This window comes from Streptomyces sp. CLCI03 (genome assembly GCF_053615355.1).
In genome coordinates, this window is record NZ_CM132132.1 from 6,420,918 (window position 1) to 6,442,560 (window position 21,643).

General features: G+C 72.3%; 22 protein-coding genes. 11 read left to right on the plus strand and 11 right to left on the minus strand.

From position 1 onward, the window contains the following. Positions 1-91 precede the first annotated feature (91 nt). The gene (locus tag ACWG52_RS29585; protein ID WP_033226503.1) at positions 92-751 is read left to right on the plus strand and encodes a TetR/AcrR family transcriptional regulator; all 660 of its coding nucleotides are present in this window, start codon (positions 92-94) and stop codon (positions 749-751) included. Between the two features lie 41 nt (positions 752-792). On the opposite strand, the gene ACWG52_RS29590 is transcribed toward ACWG52_RS29585, so the two are convergent. Next, the gene (locus ACWG52_RS29590; protein WP_389817922.1) at positions 793-1,080 is read right to left on the minus strand and encodes an antibiotic biosynthesis monooxygenase; all 288 of its coding nucleotides are present in this window, start codon (positions 1,078-1,080) and stop codon (positions 793-795) included. Between the two features lie 100 nt (positions 1,081-1,180). Here ACWG52_RS29590 and ACWG52_RS29595 point away from each other — a divergent pair, with 100 nt between their 5' ends. Continuing rightward, the gene (locus ACWG52_RS29595) at positions 1,181-1,753 is read left to right on the plus strand and encodes a TetR/AcrR family transcriptional regulator (protein ID WP_389817920.1); all 573 of its coding nucleotides are present in this window, start codon (positions 1,181-1,183) and stop codon (positions 1,751-1,753) included. A 97-nt stretch (positions 1,754-1,850) separates the two neighbouring features. Here ACWG52_RS29595 and ACWG52_RS29600 read toward each other — a convergent pair whose 3' ends face one another. The 4 genes from ACWG52_RS29600 to ACWG52_RS29615 all read right to left on the minus strand — a co-directional run bounded on the left by ACWG52_RS29600 (position 1,851) and on the right by ACWG52_RS29615 (position 6,423). Then, positions 1,851-2,822: an RluA family pseudouridine synthase gene (locus ACWG52_RS29600; protein WP_389817917.1), complete on the minus strand. Its 972-nt coding sequence runs from the start codon at positions 2,820-2,822 to the stop codon at positions 1,851-1,853. Positions 2,823-2,841: 19 nt separating this feature from the next. Then, positions 2,842-4,404, minus strand: a complete 1,563-nt coding sequence (locus ACWG52_RS29605; protein ID WP_390141599.1) for a serine hydrolase — start codon at positions 4,402-4,404, stop codon at positions 2,842-2,844. A gap of 225 nt (positions 4,405-4,629) precedes the next feature. Continuing rightward, positions 4,630-5,469 carry a siderophore-interacting protein gene (locus ACWG52_RS29610; RefSeq protein WP_389817911.1) on the minus strand — a complete coding sequence of 280 codons (840 nt, stop codon included), beginning with the start codon at positions 5,467-5,469 and terminating at the stop codon, positions 4,630-4,632. Between the two features lie 48 nt (positions 5,470-5,517). Further along, positions 5,518-6,423 carry a 5'-3' exonuclease gene (locus ACWG52_RS29615; RefSeq protein ID WP_389817981.1) on the minus strand — a complete coding sequence of 302 codons (906 nt, stop codon included), beginning with the start codon at positions 6,421-6,423 and terminating at the stop codon, positions 5,518-5,520. A gap of 235 nt (positions 6,424-6,658) precedes the next feature. Between ACWG52_RS29615 and ACWG52_RS29620 the strand changes: the two genes are divergently transcribed. Together ACWG52_RS29620 and ACWG52_RS29625 are read left to right on the plus strand one after the other, a co-directional pair. Beyond that, a complete protein-coding gene (locus ACWG52_RS29620; RefSeq protein WP_051763982.1) occupies positions 6,659-7,273 on the plus strand; it encodes a helix-turn-helix domain-containing protein in 615 nt (204 codons plus the stop codon). Between the two features lie 5 nt (positions 7,274-7,278). After that, positions 7,279-8,001 carry a helical backbone metal receptor gene (locus tag ACWG52_RS29625; RefSeq protein WP_389817908.1) on the plus strand — a complete coding sequence of 241 codons (723 nt, stop codon included), beginning with the start codon at positions 7,279-7,281 and terminating at the stop codon, positions 7,999-8,001. A gap of 581 nt (positions 8,002-8,582) precedes the next feature. Here ACWG52_RS29625 and ACWG52_RS29630 read toward each other — a convergent pair. After that, a complete protein-coding gene (locus ACWG52_RS29630; protein ID WP_453126419.1) occupies positions 8,583-9,701 on the minus strand; it encodes a TDT family transporter in 1,119 nt (372 codons plus the stop codon). A gap of 70 nt (positions 9,702-9,771) precedes the next feature. Between ACWG52_RS29630 and ACWG52_RS29635 the strand changes: the two genes are divergently transcribed. Then, a complete protein-coding gene (locus tag ACWG52_RS29635; protein WP_389814827.1) occupies positions 9,772-10,692 on the plus strand; it encodes a LysR family transcriptional regulator in 921 nt (306 codons plus the stop codon). Between the two features lie 49 nt (positions 10,693-10,741). On the opposite strand, the gene ACWG52_RS29640 is transcribed toward ACWG52_RS29635, so the two are convergent. Beyond that, a complete protein-coding gene (locus ACWG52_RS29640; protein ID WP_389814830.1) occupies positions 10,742-11,542 on the minus strand; it encodes a thioesterase family protein in 801 nt (266 codons plus the stop codon). A gap of 228 nt (positions 11,543-11,770) precedes the next feature. On the opposite strand from ACWG52_RS29640, the gene ACWG52_RS29645 reads away from it, so the two are divergent. After that, positions 11,771-12,118, plus strand: a complete 348-nt coding sequence (locus ACWG52_RS29645; protein WP_453126422.1) for a hypothetical protein — start codon at positions 11,771-11,773, stop codon at positions 12,116-12,118. 46 nt (positions 12,119-12,164) lie between these two features. On the opposite strand, the gene ACWG52_RS29650 is transcribed toward ACWG52_RS29645, so the two are convergent. The 4 genes from ACWG52_RS29650 to ACWG52_RS29665 form a co-directional block, all read right to left on the minus strand. After that, positions 12,165-12,977, minus strand: coding sequence for a hypothetical protein (locus ACWG52_RS29650; protein WP_453126424.1), 813 nt, complete (start codon positions 12,975-12,977; stop codon positions 12,165-12,167). Positions 12,978-13,091: 114 nt separating this feature from the next. Further along, entirely contained in the window at positions 13,092-13,799 is a 708-nt protein-coding gene (locus ACWG52_RS29655) for a gamma-glutamyl-gamma-aminobutyrate hydrolase family protein (protein ID WP_389814839.1), read from the minus strand. A 43-nt stretch (positions 13,800-13,842) separates the two neighbouring features. Then, positions 13,843-15,321, minus strand: a complete 1,479-nt coding sequence (gene eat, locus ACWG52_RS29660; RefSeq protein ID WP_389814842.1) for an ethanolamine permease — start codon at positions 15,319-15,321, stop codon at positions 13,843-13,845. 123 nt (positions 15,322-15,444) lie between these two features. Then, positions 15,445-16,191, minus strand: a complete 747-nt coding sequence (locus ACWG52_RS29665; protein WP_375944093.1) for a FadR/GntR family transcriptional regulator — start codon at positions 16,189-16,191, stop codon at positions 15,445-15,447. A 77-nt stretch (positions 16,192-16,268) separates the two neighbouring features. Here ACWG52_RS29665 and ACWG52_RS29670 point away from each other — a divergent pair, with 77 nt between their 5' ends. The 5 genes from ACWG52_RS29670 to ACWG52_RS29690 all read left to right on the plus strand — a co-directional run bounded on the left by ACWG52_RS29670 (position 16,269) and on the right by ACWG52_RS29690 (position 21,642). Continuing rightward, the gene (locus tag ACWG52_RS29670; RefSeq protein WP_033222465.1) at positions 16,269-17,633 is read left to right on the plus strand and encodes a glutamine synthetase family protein; all 1,365 of its coding nucleotides are present in this window, start codon (positions 16,269-16,271) and stop codon (positions 17,631-17,633) included. Positions 17,634-17,670: 37 nt separating this feature from the next. Beyond that, entirely contained in the window at positions 17,671-19,035 is a 1,365-nt protein-coding gene (locus ACWG52_RS29675; RefSeq protein WP_389814847.1) for an aldehyde dehydrogenase family protein, read from the plus strand. Between the two features lie 5 nt (positions 19,036-19,040). Next, positions 19,041-19,826 (plus strand): 3-oxoacyl-ACP reductase, encoded by a 786-nt coding sequence (locus ACWG52_RS29680; protein ID WP_030765496.1) that lies wholly within the window; start codon positions 19,041-19,043, stop codon positions 19,824-19,826. A gap of 89 nt (positions 19,827-19,915) precedes the next feature. Further along, positions 19,916-21,205 (plus strand): haloacid dehalogenase-like hydrolase, encoded by a 1,290-nt coding sequence (locus ACWG52_RS29685; protein ID WP_390141312.1) that lies wholly within the window; start codon positions 19,916-19,918, stop codon positions 21,203-21,205. A gap of 89 nt (positions 21,206-21,294) precedes the next feature. Next, the gene (locus tag ACWG52_RS29690) at positions 21,295-21,642 is read left to right on the plus strand and encodes a VOC family protein (RefSeq protein ID WP_375944084.1); all 348 of its coding nucleotides are present in this window, start codon (positions 21,295-21,297) and stop codon (positions 21,640-21,642) included. The last annotated feature ends 1 nt before the right edge of the window (position 21,643 follow it).

Sequence of the window (21,643 nt, forward strand, 5' to 3'; positions counted from 1 at the left end):
GCGGTTTTGGGGCTTCCTCCGAGAGTGGGGATGGCTCGATCTGATCTCTTGCCATGATCGAATCGGCGTGCTCTGTGCGACGATCGATGTCATGAGCGGGGAAGCGGACGATGGTCCGAGACGGGTCGGTCGGCCACGCGCCGACCGGCTGCGACCGGAGAGCGGCCGGCCGCCGCGCGAGGAACTCCTCTGCGCGGCGGCCGAGTTGTTCACCGACCAGGGATACGCGGCGACCACCACGCGGGCCGTCGCGGAGCGGGCCGGGATGCGCCAGGCCACGATGTACCACTACTTCGGCGGCAAGGAGGAGCTCCTCGCCGAACTGCTGGAGTCCACGGTCGCACCCTCGCTGGTGCTGGCCAGGCAACTCCTCGCGGACGAGGGGCGGTGCGCCGCACGGCGGCTGTGGGAGCTGTGCCGCTCCGACGTCCTGCTCCTGTGCGGCGGACCGTACAACCTGGGCGCGCTCTACCTGCTCCCCGAGCTCGGCGGCTCGCGCCTCGCACGGTTCCGTCGGATGCGCGGAGAACTCAAGGACGCCTACCGGGTGTTGCTCGCCGGAACCCGCGTCGGCGCCGAACTCGCGGGGGACAAGGCGGGACTGACGCTCCGGGGCGATCTGGTCTTCGGTCTCATCGAGGGCGTCATGCTGATCCACCGCACGGATCCGGCGCGGCCGCCCGTGGCCTTCGCCGAAGCCACCGCGGACGCCGCGCTGCGGATCGCGGGCGTCGGTCGCCTCCAGGGCTGAGCGGTCGCGTGCCGGGGCGGCCCTGGCCGGGCGCGGCGTTCCTACCGCGATGCGAGGAAGTGGACCTCGCGGGGCCTTGTCTCCAGGTCGCTCAGGCCGTCGGGCGTGGCACCCATCTCGCGGGCGAGGCCGGCCGTCGCCCGGAAGGCGTCCTCGGACTCGAACGTGCCGGTGGTGACGACGGCGGCGCCGTCCGGGGTGACCCAGACCCCGACGGACAGGAAGCCCGGCTGTTGCCGTATCGCCTCGGCGACCCGATGGCACTCGGCGACGAACGCATCGACGTGCTCGGGGGCCGGGTAGTGGAAGGCAACGAAACCGAATGACATGACGGTGTCCTCTCTCGGGTTATACGATGCCGTACAACGCGAGGCTAGACCTGTTGTACGGCTTCGTACAACCGGTCGGACAGGGTGAGGTGGGCCACAGATGGGCGCATTGCGCACACCGCGCGAGAAGTGGGTCGAGGAGGGACTGCGGGCACTGGCCGCAGGCGGTGCGGAGGCCGTCCGGGTCGAGGCGCTCGCCAAGGCGCTGGGAGTGACCAAGGGCGGCTTCTACGGGTACTTCGCCGACCGCGACGCGCTCCTGGCCGAGATGCTGGACACCTGGGAGCGCGAGAGCGTGGACGAGGTGATCGACCGGGTCGAGCGGGAGGGCGGCGACGCGCGGGACAAGGTCCGCCTGGCAGGTCGGCTCACCTTCTCCAGCGACCGCCTGCTGCCCATCGATCTGGCCATCCGCGACTGGGCCCGCCGCGACCCCGCCGTCGCGGAACGCCTGCGCCGCGTGGACAACGAGCGGATGCAGTTGGCGCGCGACGCGATCGGCACCTTCTGCGACGACCCCGACGAGGTCGAGGCCCGCGCCCTGCTCGCCTTCTGCGCGGCCATCGGTAGCCACTTCCTCGCCGCCGACCACCCCGGCACCACCCGTGCCCCGGTCATCGCCCGCGCCGCCGACATCGTCCTCGACCTCCGGCACGGCAACCCCGGCGGATGACCGCCTCCCCAAGAAGTGCGCTGCTGATCCTCACCGTTCGGCCCGGTCGAGGGCTCGGACGTCGAGAAGGATCGGCGCGCGACCTCGCCCCACCCGCTCAACCGGCCGTGCCGGCCTCCCAGCCCGCGCGGTCGTCCCAGGCCTGGAGGGTGCGGCCGCTCTCGAAGCGGTGCACGCGCGCGGTCACCGGGTCGGTGAACGCCAGCACCCGGGCCAGGAGTTGCAAAGGCGTGCGGTAGTCGTCCGGAGCCGGATCGGTGACCTGCGGATACACCGGGTCGCCGAGGATCGGCAGGCCCAGGCTGTTCATGTGGACCCGCAACTGATGGGTCCGGCCGGTACGCGGGGTCAGCCGGTAGCGACCCAGTCCGCCCCGGGAGCCGACGAGTTCGACGAGGCTCTCCGCGTTGGGCTCGCCGCCCGGCACCTCGACCGCCGCGATGACCCCGCGGGCCTTCTCGATCCGGCTGCGGACCGTACGCGGCAGGGTGCGGGCGAGCGCCGGGTCGTGGGGTGCGAGGGCCTCGTACTCCTTGTGCACCTCGCGCCGCTGGAAGAGCAGCTGATAGGCGCCGCGGTCCTCGGGGCGGACGCTGAACATCACCAGCCCCGCCGTCAGCCGGTCCAGCCGGTGCGCGGGGCTGAGGTCGGGGAGGTCCAGCTCCGCGCGGAGCCGGGCCAGGGCGGTCTCGGTGATGTGGGAGCCGCGCGGGGTCGTCGCCAGGAAGTGCGGCTTGTCCACGACCAGCAGGTGCGCGTCCCGATGGACGACGGAGATCGGGAAAGGCACCCGCGGCTCCGGCTCCATGTCCCGGTGGAACCACAGATAGGCGCCCGGCTCGTACGGGTCCTCCGCGCGCAGGACCCGCCCGCCGGGGCCCAGTACCCGGCCCGCGGCCAGCAGGCGGGCCACGGAATCGGCGCCGCGGGTGCCGGCGTAGCGCGCCGCGAGGTAGTCGCCGAGATCCGGCCAGGTTCCCTCCGGGTCGGGCGGGAGCCGCAGTCGCACCGGGTCGATGCCGGCGCGCTGGGGGAGGGGCGAGGTCGGTGGCTGGGCTCTGCGTCTCATCGGAGAACAGGCTATGCGGCTACTGCTGGGTGAAAGTGCCCAGGTGGTCGGCGTCGAGGTACTCCACGCGCAGGGTGCCGTCGGCGAAGATCACTCCGGTGCGGCCGACCGCGTTCTCGCCTGCGGTCACGAAGCTGAAGGTGTCCCCGTCGTAGTGGGTCAGCGGGAAGCGCAGGGGCTTCGGGCCGAGGGCGAGGGTGAGCGCGCCGTTGTCGTCGGCGGTCACGGTGGCCTTGCCGTAGTAGGGGTTGTCGTAGGTTCCGGTGTACGCGGCGCTGTCCCGGGCGGGCCGCGCACCGGCGGGCGGGTGCGCGTAGTCGGTGCTCGACCCGTTCGGGGGCGCGAGGGCCGCCGCGTAGGCGGAGGCGGCCAGGGCGAGCCAGTCGGTGGAGACCTTGCCGTGCTCGGCGTAGTCGAAGAAGTCCAGGGCGACGGCGTCGGGCAGACCGACCGGGGCGCCGTTGGTCAGGACGACGATGCCGAGCTGCTCCAGCGGCAGCATGGTGACGTTGGTGTTGGCGCCGAGTTCGAAGCCGCCGGAGTGGCTCAGACGCAGGCGGCCGGCCTGGTCGTAGCCGACGTTCCAGCCGAGGCCGTAGAAGCTGGTGGTGCCGATCGCGTTGGTCGGCTGGGACACGATCTCGGGCAGGTGGGTCCGGGCGAGGGTGTCGGCGGGGATGATCCGCTTCCCGTCGAGGGTGCCTCCGGCGAGCTGCAGTCGCAGCCAGCGCGCCATGTCGGTGGCGGTGGAGCTGGTACCGCCGGCCGGGGACTGGGCGTCGGGGTTGCGGACGAAGCGGGGGCTCCAGGTGCCGTCGGCGTTCCTGACGTGGGTGGAGGCGTGGTCGGGGGCGTTGATGAAGTCGGCGAACTCGGTGCTCGTGCGGGTCATGCCGGCGGGCTTGAAGAGGGTGTCGGCGCTGAGCTTCTGCCAGCTGGTGCCCTTGGCGCGGGCGACGGCCTCGGCGGCGGCCGTGAGACCGAAGTTGGTGTAGGCGTAGCTCGCCCGGAACGGGGAGAGGGGCTCCAGCCGCAGGTGGTCGAGGATGTACGCCTGGTCGTAGCCGAGGTCCTCGAGGAGGTCGCCGGCGTGGTCGGGGAGGCCGCTGCGGTGGGAGAACAGATCGGCGGCGGTGACGTGGTCGGTGACCCAGGGGTCCTTCAGGGAGAACCCGGGCAGGACGGTGCGGTCGTCCCATTCCTGGGGGTCGGTGAGGGCGCCGGCCACGACCGTGGAGGAGACGGGCTTGGACACCGAGGCGAGCTGGAAGACGGTGTCGGGGCCGACCGTGGCGCTCTCGCCCGTCCTGCGGAGGCCGTAGCCCTTGATGTGGACGACCTTGTCGTCGTGGACGACTGCCACGGACACGCCGGGGACGCCGGTGCGGCGCATCATGTCCTCGACGGTGCGGTCGAGGCGGGCGACGGCCTTGTCGACGGCGGCGTCCGTGATCTGGGGTTTCGGGGCGGGGGGCGGCGTGGGCGCGGCGGTGGCCGTGCCCGTGGCGATGGCCGTGACGCCTATCGCCGCGGTCAGGAGGCCCGCGGCCCCGGCTGCTCCGAGGGCGGAGAGCTTGCGCATGGGGTCATTGTCCTGCCGGTGGCCGCGGCGCGCCCGTCGCCGTCCTGCGGTGGGCGCGTGCGGCGCCGTTGCCGGGGGCGCCGCCCCCGGACCCCCGCGCCTCAAACGCCGGCGAGGCTGGAAGGACCGGGGCTCCGCCGACCCGCGCCCGGAACGCCGGCGAGGCTGAAAGGACCGGGGCTCCGCCCCCGAACCCGCGCCTCGAACGTCGGCGGGGAAAAACCTTCAGGCAGCGGCGCGGTGTTCCTGTTCGGCTTCCACCGTGGCGTTCCAGTCGCGCTTGATCGCGCGCCAGCCCTCGTCCGTCTCGCCCAGGCGCCAGTAGCCCGAGATCGACAGGCGCTCGCGCGGGACACCGCGCTCCATGCGCAGGTGGCGGCGCAGCTCCTTGACGAAGCCGGCCTCGCCGTGGACGAAGGCGTGGACGTCCGTGGAGGGGAACTCCATGGACGTGACGGCCTCCACCAGGGCCTCGCCGACCGGGCGGTCGCCGCGGTGCAGCCAGATCGGGACGATGCCGTCCGGGGTGGCGACCTTCAGCTCGTCGGCCGGGCCGTCGATCTCCACGAAGGCGTGGACCTTCGCGCCCGCAGGCATCCGCTCCATCGCGGCGGCGATCGCGGGCAGGGCGCTCTCGTCGCCCACCAGGAGGTGCCAGCCGGCCACCGGGTCCGGGGCGTAGGCGCCGCCCGGGCCGAGGAAGCGTACGAGTTCGCCCGGCTGCACCCGCGCCGCCCAGGGGCCGGCCAGGCCCTCGTCGCCGTGGACCACGAAGTCGAGGGTCAGCTCCAGGTGCACCGGGTCCCAGCCGCGGACCGTGTACGCCCGCTGGCGCGGCCACTGCGCCCGGGGGAAGTCCGCGCGGATCCGGTCCAGGTCCCACGGCGCGGGATAGGTCACGCCCGCCGGGGCGAACAGCAGCTTCACGTAATGGTCGGTGTACTCGCCCGCGCCGAACTCCCGGAGGCCCTCACCGCCCAGCACGAGCCGCACCATGTGCGGCGACAGCCGCTCGGTGCGTACGACGACGGCGGTGCCGACGGTGCGGGCGCGTCCTTCTGCCACGGTGACTCCCCTGACTCCATGAAACTTAGCCTTACCTAAGTTATCACCTCATGGGCGCAGCGCGCTGCTCAGGCGAGTGACCGCGCCTCCCAGACCCCACCGATGGGCTAGCGCATCCACCAGTTCGGGCTGCGCCGGGGCCGTCGGAAGGGCCGGGTCGAACGCGGGCAACGGCACGTCCGTGGCCACCTGGACCACCTTGGGCGCCACCGCCAGATAGGGCCGGGACTCGTCCAGCCGCTTGCGCTGGGTCGGGGTCAGCTTCGACTTCGGGTCGTCGATCGCCGCGATGATCCCGGCCAGGGTGCCGTAGGCGTCCAGGAGTTTGGCGGCCGTCTTCTCGCCGATGCCGGGGACGCCCGGCAGGCCGTCGCTCGGGTCGCCGCGCAGCAGTGCCAGATCCGCGTAACCGGGGCCGTCCACCCCGTACTTCTCACGCAGCCACGCCTCGTCGGTCAGTTGCAGGGTGCCCACGCCCTTGAGCGGGTACAGCACCCGACGCTGCCGGGCGTCGTCCACCAGCTGGTACAGGTCCCGGTCGCCGGTGACGATGTCCACCGGGCCGCTCGCGCGGGCCGTGAGCGTACCGATCACGTCGTCCGCCTCGTACCCGGCGACCCCGACCCGGGCGATGCCGAAGGCGTCCAGCGCCGCCTCGATGATCGGCACCTGCGGGGCGAGGGTGTCCGGGGTCTCCTCCACGTCCGGGCCGGTCTCCGTCTCCTCGGCCACCCGGTGCGCCTTGTAGGAGGGGATCAGCTCCACCCGCCAGTGCGGCCGCCAGTCGGCGTCCATGCACGCCACCAGATCGTCCGGCCGGTGGTCCTGGACGAGCCGGCCGATGAAGTCGAGCAGCCCGCGCACGGCGTTGACCGGGGTGCCGTCGGGGGCCTTCACCGAGTCCGGCACACCGAAGTAGGCGCGGTAGTAGAGGGAGGCGGTGTCCAGGAGCATCAGGCGTCGTGTCGTCACGGAGTCGATGATGCCGCAACGCACCCCGGCGGATGTCCCGGCCGCTCGGACACCCCGCGCCGCGACGGACAGTGAGCGCATGTGTACGGGAAGAGCCGTGCACGCGAAACCGGAGGCGGTTGCTGCGTAAGGTGCTTACAGCACACCGATGTGCGACAGACATGGGGAGGGCAGCCCCGACATGAACGACAGGGACGGCATCGACGGCACCGATGGCATGGACGGCAAGCTGAACGACAGGGACGACAAGAGCAAGGACAAGGACGGCAAGGAGCCGCTCCGGGTGGGCGTGGCCGTGCGCAAGCGGCGCCGCGCGCTCCATCTCACGCTGGCCGCCGTGTCGGCGCGCAGCGGCCTGTCGGTGCCCTTCCTGAGTCAGATAGAGAACGAGCGGGCCCGGCCCAGCATGCGCTCCCTGGAGCGGGTCGCGGACGCCCTGGAGACCACGGCCGTCGAGCTGCTGGCCGCCTCCGACACCGCGCGCACGGTGGACCTCGTACGGGCCGGTGACGCCTCCGGGCTCACCCCGGCCCCGGGCGTCCGCCCCCTGGTCCGCGGACACCACCAGCTGCACGCGATGGAGTTCACCGGGGACCAGGACGCCGGACGCGAGTACCAGCACCGCAACGACGAACTGATGTACGTGGTCGAGGGTGCCTGTCAGGTCGAAGCGGAAGGGCGGGCGTACCGGCTGGAGAGCGGGGACGCGCTGTTCCTGTCCGGCGGGGTGCGCCACCGCTGGCGGGCCGTCACCGAGGACACCCGGATCCTCGTCGTCGCGGTGGGCGAGCACATCCACGCGACCTCCGAGCCCCCGTCGCCGGGACACTGACCGGCGTGCGGCGGATCGTCTCGCTGGTGCCCTCGTTGACCGAGGCGGTGGCCGTGAGCGCGCCGGGGCGGCTGGTCGGGGTCACCGACTGGTGCACACACCCCGCGGACCTCGGGGGCGCGGTGCGCGTCGGGGGGACGAAGAACCCCGACGTGGCGGCGATCGCTGAGCTCCGGCCGGACCTGGTCATCGCCAACGAGGAGGAGAACCGGGCCCCCGACCTGGCGGCGCTGCGCGCGGCCGGGGTCGAGGTGCTGGTCACCGAGGTACGGGACCTCCCGCAGGCGCTGCGGGAACTGGACCGGGTGCTCGTGGGGGCGCTGGGGCTGACGAGGCCCGGGTGGCTGGCGGACGCGGAGCGGGCGTGGGGCCGGGTGGAGCCGCCGGCCGGTACGCGCACCGCCTTCGTGCCGATCTGGCGGCGGCCGTGGATGGTGCTCGGGCGGGACACCTTCGCCGGGGACCTGCTGGCACGGCTGGGCGTGCGCAACGTCTACGCCGCGCATGCGGAGCGGTATCCGCGGGTGCCGGTGGAGGAACTCGCCGGGGCCGGCTGTGATCTGGTGGTGCTGCCGGACGAGCCGTACCGCTTCACCGCCGAGGACGGGCCGGAGGCCTTCCCGGGGCTGCCGGCCGCGCTGCTCAGCGGCCGGCACCTGACCTGGTACGGGCCCTCGCTGGCCGAGGCGCCGGTGGTGCTGGCGCGGGCGTTGGGTGCGGCGCGGTAGCCGTTCGGCTCCGGCGGCTCCGGCCGGTCGGTGGTTCCGGGGCTCCGCCCCGGACCCCGCGCCTCAAGCGCCGGCGGGGCTGGGTGGTGTGGGGCGGTGCCCCGCCGGAGTGTCTCCTCGGCTCGCGCGGTACTGCCTTTCTCGGCTGTTCGCGGGGGTGCGCGCTCGTCCTGCGGGGACACTCCGCCGTGTCCCCGCCCCACGGCAGGACTTCGACAGTGCCCCCCGAAGCCGCCCCGACGCGTGGGGAGCGGGGACGGGCAGGGGTGTCCCCGCAGGACGAGCGCGCACCCCCGCGCACAGCCGAGACATGCCCGCATCGCGCGAGCCGAGGAGACACCCCTGCCCGTCCCCGCGCACCCGCCCGCACCGTGAGCGGATCCCGCCCCGCAGGCCGACACGGCCCTGCCCGCACCGAGCCCGGAGCCCGTCCGCCCCGCCCGGAGGGAACGGCGCGAGCCGGGAGACACCCCTGCCCGGCCCCGCGCACCCGCCCACACGGCAGTCCGGATCCCGGCCCGCAGGCCGATACGGACCGGCTGGGTCGACCCGGACCGCCACCCGCCGCGGGAGCGGAACGGTCAGCCGGCCAGGAGGCGGCCGGAGAGGAGGCCGCGCAGGGTGTGGGCGGCGGCCAGGAGCCAGGCGGTCAGCAGGGCCAGGAAGAGGGCGGTGGCCAGCCAGGCGAAGGCGGTCAGGCCCGTGTGGCGGGCCAGGCCGGTGGCGCCGGTGACGCAGGTGCCGACGGGGAAGGTCAGGGCCCACCAAGTCATCGCGAAGCCCATGCCGTTCCGGGCAGCCCGGACCAGCATGGCCGTGGCCAGGGCCAGCCACAGCAGGGCGAAGCCCATCACGGGGACCCCGTAGACCACGGCGAAGGCACCCAGGGCGCCCGCGTAGCTGCCGTCGATCGACTGGGGGGCGACGTCGGCGAGCTGGTTGACGGCGGTGGTGGACTGGCCGAGGGGGCCGAGGACCAGGAAGAGGGTGGGGGTCAGGACCAGGGGGAGGGGGCCGCCCACGATCAGTCGGCCGAAGATCAGAGGGAGCATCAGCAGGGTGGCGAGCAGGCTGATGCCGAACATGGCGTAGCAGGCGAGCAGCAGGGTCTCGCGGGGCTGGCCCGCGGGCAGGTGGGGTATCAGCAGCGGGCCGAGGGCGGCGGAGACCATGGGCGGCACCAGGGGGAGCAGCCAGACGGCGGTGGCCTGCTGGGGCTCGACCTTGTGGCGTACGACCATCAGGTAGGGCAGCGCCACGGCCGTGACCAGGCCGATCACGGTACCGACGGTGAAGAGGACGGCGTCCACGGCGACGGCCGCGCTCGTTCCGATGAGGTCCTTGCCGACGATGAGGGTGCCGCCGCCGACGGCCAGCAGGGCCATCGAGAGGCAGCCGTAGAACGGGGCGACGGAAGGGTCGAGCAGGTGGGCACGGGCCTGGTCGCGGTGGTGGAGCCAGTGCCCGGCGCGGGCCGTGAGGAGCACGGCGAGGGCGGCGGCGGACAGGGCCCAGACGAGCTGGCAGGCCACGCGTTGGCCGGGGAGCTGGTACGGGAGGGTCGCGCCGGCGTTGGCGAGGATCGCCGTACCCATGACGCAGGCGTACCAGTTGGGGCCGAGATGCCGCAGCGCGGGGGCCTTGTGGGTCCGGGCTGCGGGGGTGGTCTGGGTGCGGGGTCGCACGAGGGTGGTGGCCATGGCTCCAGCCTCGCGGTGGGGCGCACGGGGCGGCAGAGGCCATCTCTCTATGAGGCCATAAACTGATGTTATGGGTAATGAGGAGTGGGTTCCGCTGGCACACCGGGTACCGGACCTGGGTGCGCTGGAACTGCTGCTCGCGGTCGCGCGGGTCGGCAGCCTGAGCGGCGCGGCCCGGCGTCTCGGGATCACCCAGCCCGCCGCGAGCAGCCGGATCCGGGCGATGGAGACCCGGCTCGGCGTGGCGCTGGTGGACCGCTCCCCGCGGGGTTCGACGCTCACGGCCGAGGGGGCGCTCGTCACGGACTGGGCCCGGCGGGTGGTGGAGGCCGCGGAGGCCTTCGACGCGGGGGCGCAGGCGCTGCGCGGGCGGCGGGACTCGCGGCTGCGGGTGGCCGCCAGTATGACCATCGCGGAGTACCTGCTGCCGGGCTGGCTGATCGCCCTGCGCGGGCAGCGCCCGGACACGGCGGTGTCCCTGCACGCCGGGAATTCGGCGGTGGTCGCCGAACGGGTCCTCACCCATGAGGCCGACCTCGGTTTCGTGGAGGGGCTGACCGTGCCCGAGGGACTGGACTCGGCGGTGATCGCGCAGGACCGCCTGGTGGTGGCGGTGGCCCCCGGTCACCCGTGGGCCCGCAGGGCCAAGGGGGTGTCGGCGGTGGAGCTGGCCTCGACCCCGTTGATCCTGCGCGAGCGGGGGTCCGGCACCCGGCAGGTCCTGGACGCCGCGCTGGTCTCGGCGGGCGGGCTGGCCGCGCCTCTGCTGGAACTGGCGTCGACCACGGCGGTGAAGGCGGCGGCGCTGGGCGGTGCCGGGCCGTGCGTGCTCTCGGAGCTGGCGGTCGGGGACGAACTGGGTGCGCGGCGGCTGGTGGAGGTTCCGGTGTCGGGCGCGCCGCTCGACCGTGCCCTCCGGGCGGTCTGGCCGGCGGGCTCCCGGCCGGCGGGCCCGGCCCGTGACCTGCTGTCCCTGACCCGGGGTGGCTAGGTCGTCTCTTTCGGATCTTGTCGGCCCGGCACGATCCGAAAGAGACGACCTAGGAGAGCGGGCGGACCGTGAGGATCTGTTCCGCGTGGCCGACCGGGCCGTCGATGTCGTGCAGGACGCTGCTGGTGAGTCCCTGACCCGACGGGCCGAAGGTGACGGTGGTGTCCAGGCCGGTCCACGGGCCGCGGGGCGGACGGTGCAGGTGGACGGTCAGGTCGAGGTTCGGGAACATCCACGCGGTGGGGTCCTGCTGGACCGCGATGCCGTTCGCGGTGTCCACGAGCGCCATGTACGAGGCGAGGGCGCTGACCGGCTCGCCCGCGACCAGAGCGAGGGGTGAGGACACCCAGGCCGCCTTCGTCCGGCCGCGGCGGGACGGGGGTGTCCGGCGTACCTCGATGGAGGAGACGTAGCCGCCGCTCCACTCCTCGTCCATCGCCCAGACGTCGAGTTCCTCGGGGGCGGGCAGCCGCGGGTGGGGGCTGTCGGCCACGGAGGAGGAGTCCAGGGTGGCCAGCAGCCAGGCGCGGGCGCGGACCACGGTACGGCCGCCGATGACCACGTTCGCTTCGAGAAGCTCGATGGTGCGGCCCGGCCGAAGGGTCTCGACGGTGATCTCGCACGCGTCGAGGGCGATGCGGCCGAGGATGTCGTAGCTGATCCGCGCGAGCGCGGGCGGTTCGGGCCGCCGCGCCAGGTGGTCGTCGATCGCGTGCACCACGAGGCCGGCGAGCGGGCTGAAGTGCTGCTCGTCGGCGTTCCACGCACCCCCCGCGTGGGCGGTGGGCTTGAAGCCGTGCTCGCCCGTCCGCTCGTAGTAGCTCTCGGGTGCGGCGGTGCCGGTGGTCACGGGATCCGTCTCCTCGGAAGGGGGACAACGCGCAGGAGTGGGTGTATCGCTCACGCATCGTAGGAGGTGCCGTTCCGTCCGTCACCGTGATCTGCCGGACGTTGGGGCGGAGGTCGTGCGTCCGTTCGGGGGAGGAGGGATCGATTCGGCGCGGTGCGGAGGGTGACCCCGGGCGGGACCGCGGGAAAGGTGGCTCCCGCACGCGTCCCCCCACGAGGAGAACCCCTGATGCGTCTTCGCCAGGCCGCGGTCGCCGCTTTCGGCGCCTTCACGCTCCTGCTGACCCTCCCGACCTCGGCCTCGGCGGCCACGGGAGAGTTCCAGTACACGGTCACGGGCCTTGACGGCCGCCCCCTGGTGGTGATCCTGGAAGACCCCGAGAGCCGGCAGTGCATCACGCTGCCCGAGGTCGCCGACCCCGCTGCCAGTTCCCCGGCGCACTCGCCGCGCAACAGGACCACCTCTGCGGCGACGGTCTTCACCGAACCCGGCTGCGAAGGGGACTTCTTCACGTTGCGGCCGCTCACGGGCCACGGCTCGGCGCGTCTGCAGCTGCGGTCGGTCGTCTTCGGCTGAGCTGTCCGGGGACGCCGCCGGGCCACCGCCACGGGCCCGGCCGGCGTCAGCCCGGGGCTTCGGACTCGGACCGGGCCTGCAGGCGCTTCGTCAGGAGCGAGCCCACCACGATCAGCCCGACACCCAGCCACCACATGTTGTCGACGATCAGGACGGCGATGCCGATCGGTACGAGCAGGCCCGCCAGCGGCACCAGGAAGCCCGCCCACGGGGTGGGCTCGGCGGGCAGGCCGGAGGCTTCGCGGACCGCTCGGGCGCGGGCGACGTCCGGGTACCAGACGGTGAACTTCACGGCGGCGACGATCGCCAGGATCTGGATGATCCAGCCGGTCCAGATGTTGTTCGGGTTGTGCAGCACCAGGTCGCCGTAGGCTCCCGCGGCGGCTGCCACCAGGAAGGCGATGCCCCAGGCCCCGGTGATCATGTAGTTGGTGTGCAGGAAGCCGCGCGTGTGCCAGAGCGACGGATCGACCTGTTCGCGGGCGTACTGGATCGTGAACGGCATCCGGACGGCCATCGAGCCGAAGGCGATCACCGCCAGCGCGATGTTGGCGACCTCTCCCGCGTACGTCTCCAGCCAGCGCAGGGTTCCGTCGTCGACGAGGGCTCCGATGACGGCCATCGACGCGAAGAAGACCACGTCGGCCAGTTCCAGCAGCTTCCAGGAGCTGCCGCGGTTGACCAGGTGGCCCACCGCGATCAGCGCGACTGCCGTGGCGAGGGCCAGTCCGACGGCCAGTTCGAATCGTCCGGGGCCGACCAGCAGCGAGAAGATGATCCACGGCGCCATGCCCACGACCGGGTTGTCCAGGAACCCGGCCACCGGCCCTTTCGCCGTACGGTGCGCGTCGGTGCTCACCCATCCAGCGTGCCCGCCCGGCGGGGGACCGGCCATTCGAGCGGGGCTGCCCCAGCGCGCCGCCCCCTCCCGGGCGCCGGTCGGGCGCGTGGGACGGGGCGGACGGCGGGGGCGTCAGCCCACCGGTACCGCGGTACGGACGGAGGCCGCCTCGACGAGGGCGGACATCACCCGGGTGTCGGTGTCCCGCTCCGGGTGCCACTGGACGCCCATCACCCACCGCTCGGGGTCGGGCAGTTCGATCGCCTCCACCGTGCCGTCGACCGCGTGGGCCGAGACGACCAGGCCCCGGCCCAGGCGGTCGACGGCCTGGTGGTGGTAGGTCGGGACATGGGCCTCCTGCGGGACCAGGTCCGCGTAGCGGGTGCCCGGGACCGGGCGGACCGGGTGCGAGGACATGACCCCCGGGGTAGCGACGTGCCCGTCGATGTGCTGGACGAGCGTGCCGCCCAGGGCCACGTTCAGGGCCTGCATGCCCCGGCAGATCCCGAGGACCGGCAGGTCCGCGTCCAGCGCCGCCGCGATCAGGGCCAGCTCCCAGTGGTCGCGGACCGTGGCGGGGGCTCCCGTACGGGAGTCGCGCGCGGCTCCGTAGTGCACCGGGTCCAGGTCCGGGCCGCCCGCGACGACCAGGCCGTCCACCCGGCTCAGCACCTCCGCCGCCGATCCGGGTTCGTCCGGCGGGAGCAGCACGGCCGCGCCGCCCGCCGCCTGGACGAGTTCGTGGTACCCGGTCGGTACGAGGGATGTCGGGAGGTCCCACACGCCGTAGCGGGTGGATTCCTCGACGTAGGTGGTGATGCCGATGAGCGGCCTGGGCACGTTCGATACCTCCGGGAAGGGCGTGGCGGACGGTGACAGGGTTTCAGTCGCGGGACAGTTCCGCCTCGGCTTCCGCCAGAGCCGCGAACTCCTCCTCCGGGGCCGAGGCCACCAGGTGGTGGCGACTGTAGAAGGCGAAGTAGGCCAGCGCGACGGCGTACACGGCGAGCGCGATGAGCGCCGCGTCCTTGTCCACCAGGAAGGTGGCGACCAGGGCCGACAGGGCGAGTGCGAAGGCCACCGAGGAGGTCAGGATCCCGCCCGGGGTGCGGTACGGGCGCTCCAGGTCCGGCTCCCGGCGGCGCAGCACGATGTGCGAGAGGGCCATCAGGGCGTAGGAGATGGTGGCGCCGAACACCGCGATGTTCAGCATGCGGGCGCCGTTGCCGGTGGCCGCGGCGAGGGCGAAGCCGATGGCGCCGGGGATGATCAGACCCAGGTACGGGGCCTTGCGCTTCGAGGTGAGCGAGAGGAAGCGGGGCAGGTAGCCGGCCCGGGAGAGGGCGAAGAGCTGGCGCGAGCCCGCGTAGATGAGGGAGAAGAAGGAGGCCACCAGGCCCGCCAGGCCCGCGTAGTTCACGAAGCGGCTGAGCGCGGTCGGGCCGCCGTCCCCTTCCAGGGCCACGACCAGCGGGTTGCCCGCGGCCTTGACGGCGTCGGCGCCCTGGGCGCCGGTCGCGGCGAAGAAGGTGATCAGCGCGAGCAGCGCGAGGATGCCCATGGAGATGGAGAGGGCCTTCGGCATGGAGCGGACCGGGTCCTTGGCCTCCTCGGCGGCCAGCGGGACGCCCTCGACGCCGAGGAAGAACCACATGCCGAACGGGAAGGCGGCCCAGATGCCCAGCACGCCCAGCGGCAGCCAGGAGTTGGAACCGAAGGCGTTCGCGTCGACGGGGATGTTGTTCAGGCCGGAGGCGTCGAACTCGGTGAAGGCCCCCACCGCGAAGATCAGCAGTGCGGCGACGGCGATCGCGGTCACGACGAGGCTGAAGCGCAGCGCCTCGCCGACGCCCCAGAGGTGGACGCCGATGAAGACGACGAAGCAGCCGAGGTAGACCGGCCAGCTGGAGGTGAGTCCGAAGAGGCCGAGGGACTCGACGTAGTCGCCGATGAAGATGACGATCGCGGCCGGGGCCAGGATGTATTCGATCAGGATGGCGGTGCCGGTGAGGAAACCGCCCCACGGGCCGAGCGCGCGGCGGGCGAAGCCGTAGCCGCCGCCCGCGGTCGGCAGGATGGTGGACAGCTCGGCGAGCGAGAAGACCAGACAGGCGTACATCGCGCCCATGAGGACGGTGGCGATGGCGAGGCCGCCGAAGCCGCCCTTGTCGAGGCCGACGTTCCAGCCGGAGAAGTCCCCGGAGACTACGTAGGCGACGCCGAGACCGGTCAGGAGCAGCCAGCCGGCGCTGCCACGGCGCAGCGTCCGGCGTGCGAGGTACTCGTCGGGGCCGGCCCCGCCGTCGGGGGATGTGGTGGGTGCGGGTACGGCGGCGAGCCGTGCCTCGATGTCGTCGGCCATCGTGCGCTCCTGCCTCAGGGCAATGGTTGTGGGGCGTACCTTTGCCTTAGAGCGGTGGAGTGCGCAAGACCTCTGCGTTAAACAGAAGTTACGAAACCCTCTCGGGCCGCCCCCGGGCGCGGCTCAGGCCAGGAAGCCCCGCAGCAGCGCCGCCGTGCCGCAGCAGTGCTCGCGCATGGTCTCCCGGGCCTTGGTCGCGTCGCCCGCCAGTACCGCCTCGACCAGCGTGCTGTGCTGCTGCTGGGAGTGCTCCAGGTTGCGTACGAGCAGCGGGATGCAGTCCAGCAGGTCGTTCACGCCGGCCCGGACGGCCGCGTACTGGGCCGTCAGGGTGGCGGATCCGGCCAGTTCGCACAGGGTCAGGTGGAAGAGCGTGTCCTGGCGGCGGTAGTCGGCGAGCGGGGCGTCGTGGGTGGCGGTCAGAGCGCCGAGCAGTCGTTCGGTGCCCTCCTCGGTCAGGCCTTGCGAGGCGCACAGGCCGGCCGCCCCCACCTCCAGGACCTCGCGGAATCGCAGGACGTCCTCGATGTCCACCCCCGCGACACGCCGGCGCAGTTCCTCCTCGGCGCCACCGGCCGGGGTGTCGGGTCGGGGCAGCACGAACGTTCCGCCGTACCGCCCGCGCCGGGCCTCCACGAGCCCCTGGTCCTGCAGCACCTTCAGCACCTCGCGCAGGGTGACGCGGCTGATCCCCATCCGTTCGGCCAGCTCACGCTCGGGCGGGAGTCGTTCGCCGCCGGGCACCAGGCCCAGTCGGACCACCTGCAGGATCTGCTCCAGCGCTTCCTCGAAACCGTTGCCCGCCCGCACCTGCCGCAGTACGGGATTCAGTCGCGCGATGGCGTCGCCTTCGCTCGCCGTATCGGTCATCTCGGCTCCTCCCCTTCCCAAGCAATGGTTCTATTCAATACCTTAGGCCTCCTCGGCTCACCGAAGGAGAGATTCCAGTGGTAGACCGCAAGCCGCCGCTCGCGCCCGAGGAGCTCCGCTCCCTCGTCGCCAGCGGTGAGATCGACACAGTCGTCCTGGCCTTCCCCGACATGCAGGGGCGGCTCCAGGGCAAGCGGTTCGCCGCACAGTTCTTCCTCGACGAGGTCCTTGAGCACGGTACCGAGGGCTGCAACTACCTCCTCGCCGTCGATACCGACATGAACACCGTCGACGGTTACGAGATGTCCTCCTGGGACCGGGGCTACGGCGACTTCGCCATGCACCCCGACCTCGCCACCCTGCGCCGCATCCCGTGGAACCCCGGCAGCGCCTTCCTGCTGGCCGACCTCGCCTGGAACGACGGCTCGCCCGTCGTCGCCGCACCCCGGCAGATCCTGCGCCGCCAGCTGGAACGCCTCGCCGAGGCCGGGTACACCGCGATGGTCGGCACCGAGCTGGAGTTCATGGTCTTCCAGGACACCTACGAGCAGGCCTGGAACTCGGGCTACCGCGACCTGACCCCGGCCAACCAGTACAACATCGACTACTCCGTCCTCGGGACCGGCCGCATCGAACCCCTGCTGCGCCGGATCCGCAACGAGATGCAGGCAGCGGGCCTGATCGTCGAGTCGGCCAAGGGGGAGTGCAACCTCGGCCAGCACGAGATCGCCTTCCGCTACGACGAGGCGCTCACCACCTGCGACCAGCACTCCGTCTACAAGACCGGAGCCAAGGAGATCGCCTCCCAGGAAGGCGTCTCGCTCACCTTCATGGCGAAGTTCGACGAGCGTGAGGGCAACTCCTGTCATATCCACCTCTCGCTGGCCGACGCCGACGGACGCAACGCGATGGCCGGGGACGGCCCGGGCGGAATGTCACCGGTGATGCGGCACTTCCTGGCCGGCCAGCTGGCCGCGCTGCGCGACTTCTCCCTTCTCTACGCCCCCAACATCAATTCGTACAAGCGTTTCCGGCCGGGATCCTTCGCGCCGACCGCCGTCGCCTGGGGCGTGGACAACCGGACCTGCGCTCTCCGCGTGGTCGGCCACGGCCGTTCCATGCGCTTCGAGAACCGCCTCCCCGGCGGCGACGTCAACCCCTACCTCGCCGTCGCCGGCCTGGTCGCGGCCGGGCTGTACGGCATCGAGCACCGCCTGGAACTGCCCGAGGCCTGCGGCGGGAACGCGTACACGGCCGACTTCGCGCACGTCCCCACCACCCTGCGCGAGGCCGCCGAGCTCTGGGAGAACAGCGAGATCGCCAAGGCCGCCTTCGGCCCCGAAGTGGTCGCGCACTACCGGAACATGGCCCGCGTGGAACTCGACGCCTACGACTCCGCGGTGACCGACTGGGAGCTGCGCCGCTCCTTCGAACGCCTGTAGCCACCGCACGCCACCGAACGAAACTGTGAGGCACCACGTGTCCGATGCGCTGGAAGTGCTCAATCCGGCCACCGAGGAAACCGTCGCCATCGTCCCGGCCGCCACACGGGACGATGTCGACGCCGCCGTCGCCCGGGCCGCCACGGCCCAGCGCGCCTGGTCGGCGGCCGCCCCCGCCGACCGGGCCCGGCTGCTGCGCCGCTTCGCCGCGGTCGTCGACGGCCACATCGAGGAACTGGCCCAGCTGGAGGTCCGCGAAGCCGGCCACACCATCGGCAACGCCCGCTGGGAAGCCGGCAACGTACGCGACCTCCTCGACTTCGCCGCCGGGGGAGTGGAACGCCTCTCCGGCCGCCAGATCCCCGTCGCCGGCGGCATCGACATCACCTTCCTCGAACCCCTCGGCGTCATCGGCGTGATCGCCCCGTGGAACTTCCCCATGCCGATCGCCGCCTGGGGCCTGGCCCCCGCCCTCGCCGCGGGCAACGCCGTCATCCTCAAGCCCGCCGAGACCACTCCCCTGACCGCGCTGCGCCTCGCCGAACTCGCCCTCGAAGCCGGGATCCCCGAACACCTCTTCCAGGTGCTCCCCGGCCGCGGTGACGTCACCGGCGACGCGCTCGTCGAACACCCCGGCGTCGCGAAGATCGTCTTCACCGGGTCCACCCGCGTCGGCAAGCAGATCATGGCCAAGTGCGCCGACCGGGTGAAGCGCGTCACCCTCGAACTCGGCGGCAAGAGTCCCAACATCGTCTTCGCCGACGCCGACCTCGAAGCCGCGGCCGCCGCCGCCCCCATGGCCTTCCTCGACAACACCGGCCAGGACTGCTGCGCCCGCACCCGGATCCTCGTCCAGCGTTCCGCCTACGACCGCTTCCTGGAGCTCGTCGCCCCCGGCATCGCGGCCGTGACCGTCGGCGACCCGCTCGACGAGAAGACGCAAGTGGGCCCGCTGATCTCACGGACCCAGCTGGACCGCGTACGGTCCTTCGTCACCGACGACCTCACCGCGATCCGCGGCACCGCCCCCGAGGGCCCCGGCTTCTGGTACCCGCCCACCCTCGTCACGGACGTCGCCCCCACCGCGCCCGTCGCCGCCGAGGAGGTCTTCGGACCGGTAGCCGTCGTCCTGCCCTTCGAGGACGAGGAGGACGCCGTACGCCTGGCCAACGCCACCGAATACGGCCTCTCCGGCTCCCTCTGGACCCGCGACGTCGGACGCGCGCTGCGCGTCTCGCGCGCCGTCGCCGCCGGCAACCTGTCCGTCAACTCCCACAGCAGCGTCCGCTACTGGACCCCCTTCGGCGGCTACAAGCAGTCCGGACTCGGCCGCGAGCTCGGACCCGACGCCCTCACCGCTTTCACCGAGACCAAGAACGTCTTCATCAGCACGGAGGCCTGAAGCACATGTCCAACGAAGAGATCGTCTGCCGCCGCCTGGTCGGCCGTACCGCCGTCATCACCGGAGCCGGCAGCGGCATCGGCCTCGCCACCGCCCGCCGCCTGGCCTCCGAGGGCGCCAACATCGTCTGCGCCGACATCGACGAGACCGCCGGCAAGGCCGCGGCCGAAGAGGTCGGCGGCACCTTCGTCAAGGTCGACGTCACCAGCCCCGAGGAGGTCGAGGCGCTGTTCAAGACGGCCTTCGACACCTACGGCTCCGTGGACATCGCCTTCAACAACGCGGGCATCTCACCCCCGGACGACGACTCCATCCTGACCACCGGCCTGGAGGCCTGGAAGCGCGTCCAGGACGTCAACCTCACCTCCGTCTACCTGTGCTGCAAGGCCGCCCTGCCCTACATGCAGCGCCAGGGCCGCGGCTCCATCATCAACACCGCCTCCTTCGTCGCCATCATGGGCGCCGCCACCTCCCAGATCTCCTACACCGCCTCCAAGGGCGGGGTGCTCGCCATGTCCCGCGAGCTCGGTGTGCAGTTCGCCCGCGAGGGCATCCGCGTCAACGCCCTGTGCCCGGGGCCCGTGAACACCCCGCTGCTGCAGGAACTGTTCGCCAAGGACCCCGAGCGCGCCGCCCGCCGCCTCGTCCACATCCCGCTCGGCCGCTTCGCCGAACCCACCGAGATCGCCGCCGCCGTCGCCTTCCTCGCCAGCGACGACTCCTCCTTCATCAACGCCACCGACTTCCTCGTCGACGGCGGCATCTCCGGCGCGTACGTCACCCCGCTGTAGGCCCCGCCACCACCGCATCCCGGCCGGCCGGGCACCGAGAGGTGCCCGGCCGGCCCCTTCGGGCTGTCCCCGAACCTCGAAGGAGCAGCATGCACAGAACATGGGCAGCCCCCCTCGCACTCGTGGTGGTCACCGGATCCGGCCTCCTGGCGGCCCCACCCGCCGAGGCCGCGCACGCACCCTGTCCCCCGGTCACCATCGGCTCCGGCTGGTACGGCGACAACCGGAGCCGCCTCCAGCAGCTCATCGACCGGTACGGCGCCTGCGGCCCGTACCGGCCCGGCCGCGCGGCGCCCGTCGCCGTCTTCGACTGGGACAACACCGTCGTCAAGAACGACGTCGGCGACGCCACCCTGTTCTGGCTCCTGCGCAACGGCCGGATCCGCCGGCCCGCCACCGGTGACTGGTCCACCACCAGCCGCCACCTCACCCCCGCCGCCACGAAGGCCCTGGCCGACGCCTGCGACGCCCTCGCCCGCCCCGGCACCCCCCTGCCCACCGGAACCCCCGCCGGAGCGGCCTGCGCCGACGAGATCAACGCCGTCTACGGCACCGCCGCGACCCGCGCCGGAGCCCCCGCCTTCACCGGCTGGGACCGCCGCACCACCGAACCCTCGTACGCCTGGCTGGCCCAGCTGACACACGGCTGGACCGCCCGCGAGATCCGCGGCTTCGCCGCCGCCGCCCGCACCGAGAACCTCGCCGCGCCCATCGGCGCCACACAACAGGTCGGCACCACGACCACCGCCACCGGCTGGGTCCGCTACTACGACCAGCAGAAGGACCTGATCAAGGGGCTACGGAAGGCCGGCTTCGACGTCTGGATCAGCTCCGCCTCCCCACAACCCGTGGTCGAGGTCTGGGCCCAGGGCGCCGGCATCGAGGCCGACCACGTCATCGGCATCCGCAACACCACCACCCACGGCGGGAAGTTCACCGCCCACCTCCAGGGCTGCGGAACCGTCCGGGACGGCGCCGACACGATGATCACCTACATCGACGGCAAACGCTGCTGGATCAACAAGGAGATCTTCGGCGTACGCGGCGCGGCCGCCGAGCGGGTCCAGCCCGCCGCCCGCCGCCAGGTGTTCGCCGCCGGCGACTCCGACACCGACATCTCCTTCCTGCGCGACGCCACCGCCCTACGGCTCGTCGTGAACCGCAACAAGAACGAGCTGATGTGCCGGGCGTACGACAACAGCGACGGCCGCTGGATCGTCAACCCCATGTTCATCGAGCCCAAGAAGCGAAAGACCGACCCCTACCCGTGCGCGACGACCGGCTACGTCGACCACGACGGCACCAAGGGCCCGGTCCTGCGGGGCGACCGCAGCGTCGTCCCCGACCAGACCGACTCCGTGTACGAGGGGGGTGCATGAAGGCGTGTCGCGAAAGGGCGTGCGGTGGTGGACGTCGCGTAGTACTCCTGGGGACAAGGAGACACGCTCGTTCTCACATGGAGTCGTCGATGGCCGTTCGCCGTGTCGTGCCCAACATCCTGTCGGAGGCCGTGCAGGAGAGCCGGGAGTTCTACGGCCTGCTGGGCTTCGAGGAGGTCATGAACCACGGCTGGATCATGACGCTCGCCTCCCCGTCCACCCCGGCAGCGCAGATCAGTGTCATGACCGGTGACAAGACCGCACCCGTCGCCCCCGACATGAGCGTCGAGGTGGACGACGTGGATGCGGCCTACGCGGTCATGCGGGAGAGCGGTGCGGAGATCGTGCACCCCTTGCAGGACGAGGAGTGGGGCGTGCGGCGGTTCTTCGTCCGCGATCCCGGCGGACGGGTGGTCAATGTGCTGGGCCATCGGTGAC

Coding starts and splice junctions, on each gene's coding strand:
- ACWG52_RS29585 (WP_033226503.1), top strand. CDS start 92: ATGAGCGGGGAAGCGGACGATGGTCCGAGACGGGTCGGTCGGCCACGC.
- ACWG52_RS29590 (WP_389817922.1), bottom strand. CDS start 1,080: ATGTCATTCGGTTTCGTTGCCTTCCACTACCCGGCCCCCGAGCACGTC.
- ACWG52_RS29595 (WP_389817920.1), top strand. CDS start 1,181: ATGGGCGCATTGCGCACACCGCGCGAGAAGTGGGTCGAGGAGGGACTG.
- ACWG52_RS29600 (WP_389817917.1), bottom strand. CDS start 2,822: ATGAGACGCAGAGCCCAGCCACCGACCTCGCCCCTCCCCCAGCGCGCC.
- ACWG52_RS29605 (WP_390141599.1), bottom strand. CDS start 4,404: ATGCGCAAGCTCTCCGCCCTCGGAGCAGCCGGGGCCGCGGGCCTCCTG.
- ACWG52_RS29615 (WP_389817981.1), bottom strand. CDS start 6,423: ATGCTCCTGGACACCGCCTCCCTCTACTACCGCGCCTACTTCGGTGTG.
- ACWG52_RS29620 (WP_051763982.1), top strand. CDS start 6,659: ATGGACGGCAAGCTGAACGACAGGGACGACAAGAGCAAGGACAAGGAC.
- ACWG52_RS29630 (WP_453126419.1), bottom strand. CDS start 9,701: ATGGCCACCACCCTCGTGCGACCCCGCACCCAGACCACCCCCGCAGCC.
- ACWG52_RS29635 (WP_389814827.1), top strand. CDS start 9,772: ATGGGTAATGAGGAGTGGGTTCCGCTGGCACACCGGGTACCGGACCTG.
- ACWG52_RS29645 (WP_453126422.1), top strand. CDS start 11,771: ATGCGTCTTCGCCAGGCCGCGGTCGCCGCTTTCGGCGCCTTCACGCTC.
- eat (WP_389814842.1), bottom strand. CDS start 15,321: ATGGCCGACGACATCGAGGCACGGCTCGCCGCCGTACCCGCACCCACC.
- ACWG52_RS29665 (WP_375944093.1), bottom strand. CDS start 16,191: ATGACCGATACGGCGAGCGAAGGCGACGCCATCGCGCGACTGAATCCC.
- ACWG52_RS29680 (WP_030765496.1), top strand. CDS start 19,041: ATGTCCAACGAAGAGATCGTCTGCCGCCGCCTGGTCGGCCGTACCGCC.
- ACWG52_RS29685 (WP_390141312.1), top strand. CDS start 19,916: ATGCACAGAACATGGGCAGCCCCCCTCGCACTCGTGGTGGTCACCGGA.
- ACWG52_RS29690 (WP_375944084.1), top strand. CDS start 21,295: ATGGCCGTTCGCCGTGTCGTGCCCAACATCCTGTCGGAGGCCGTGCAG.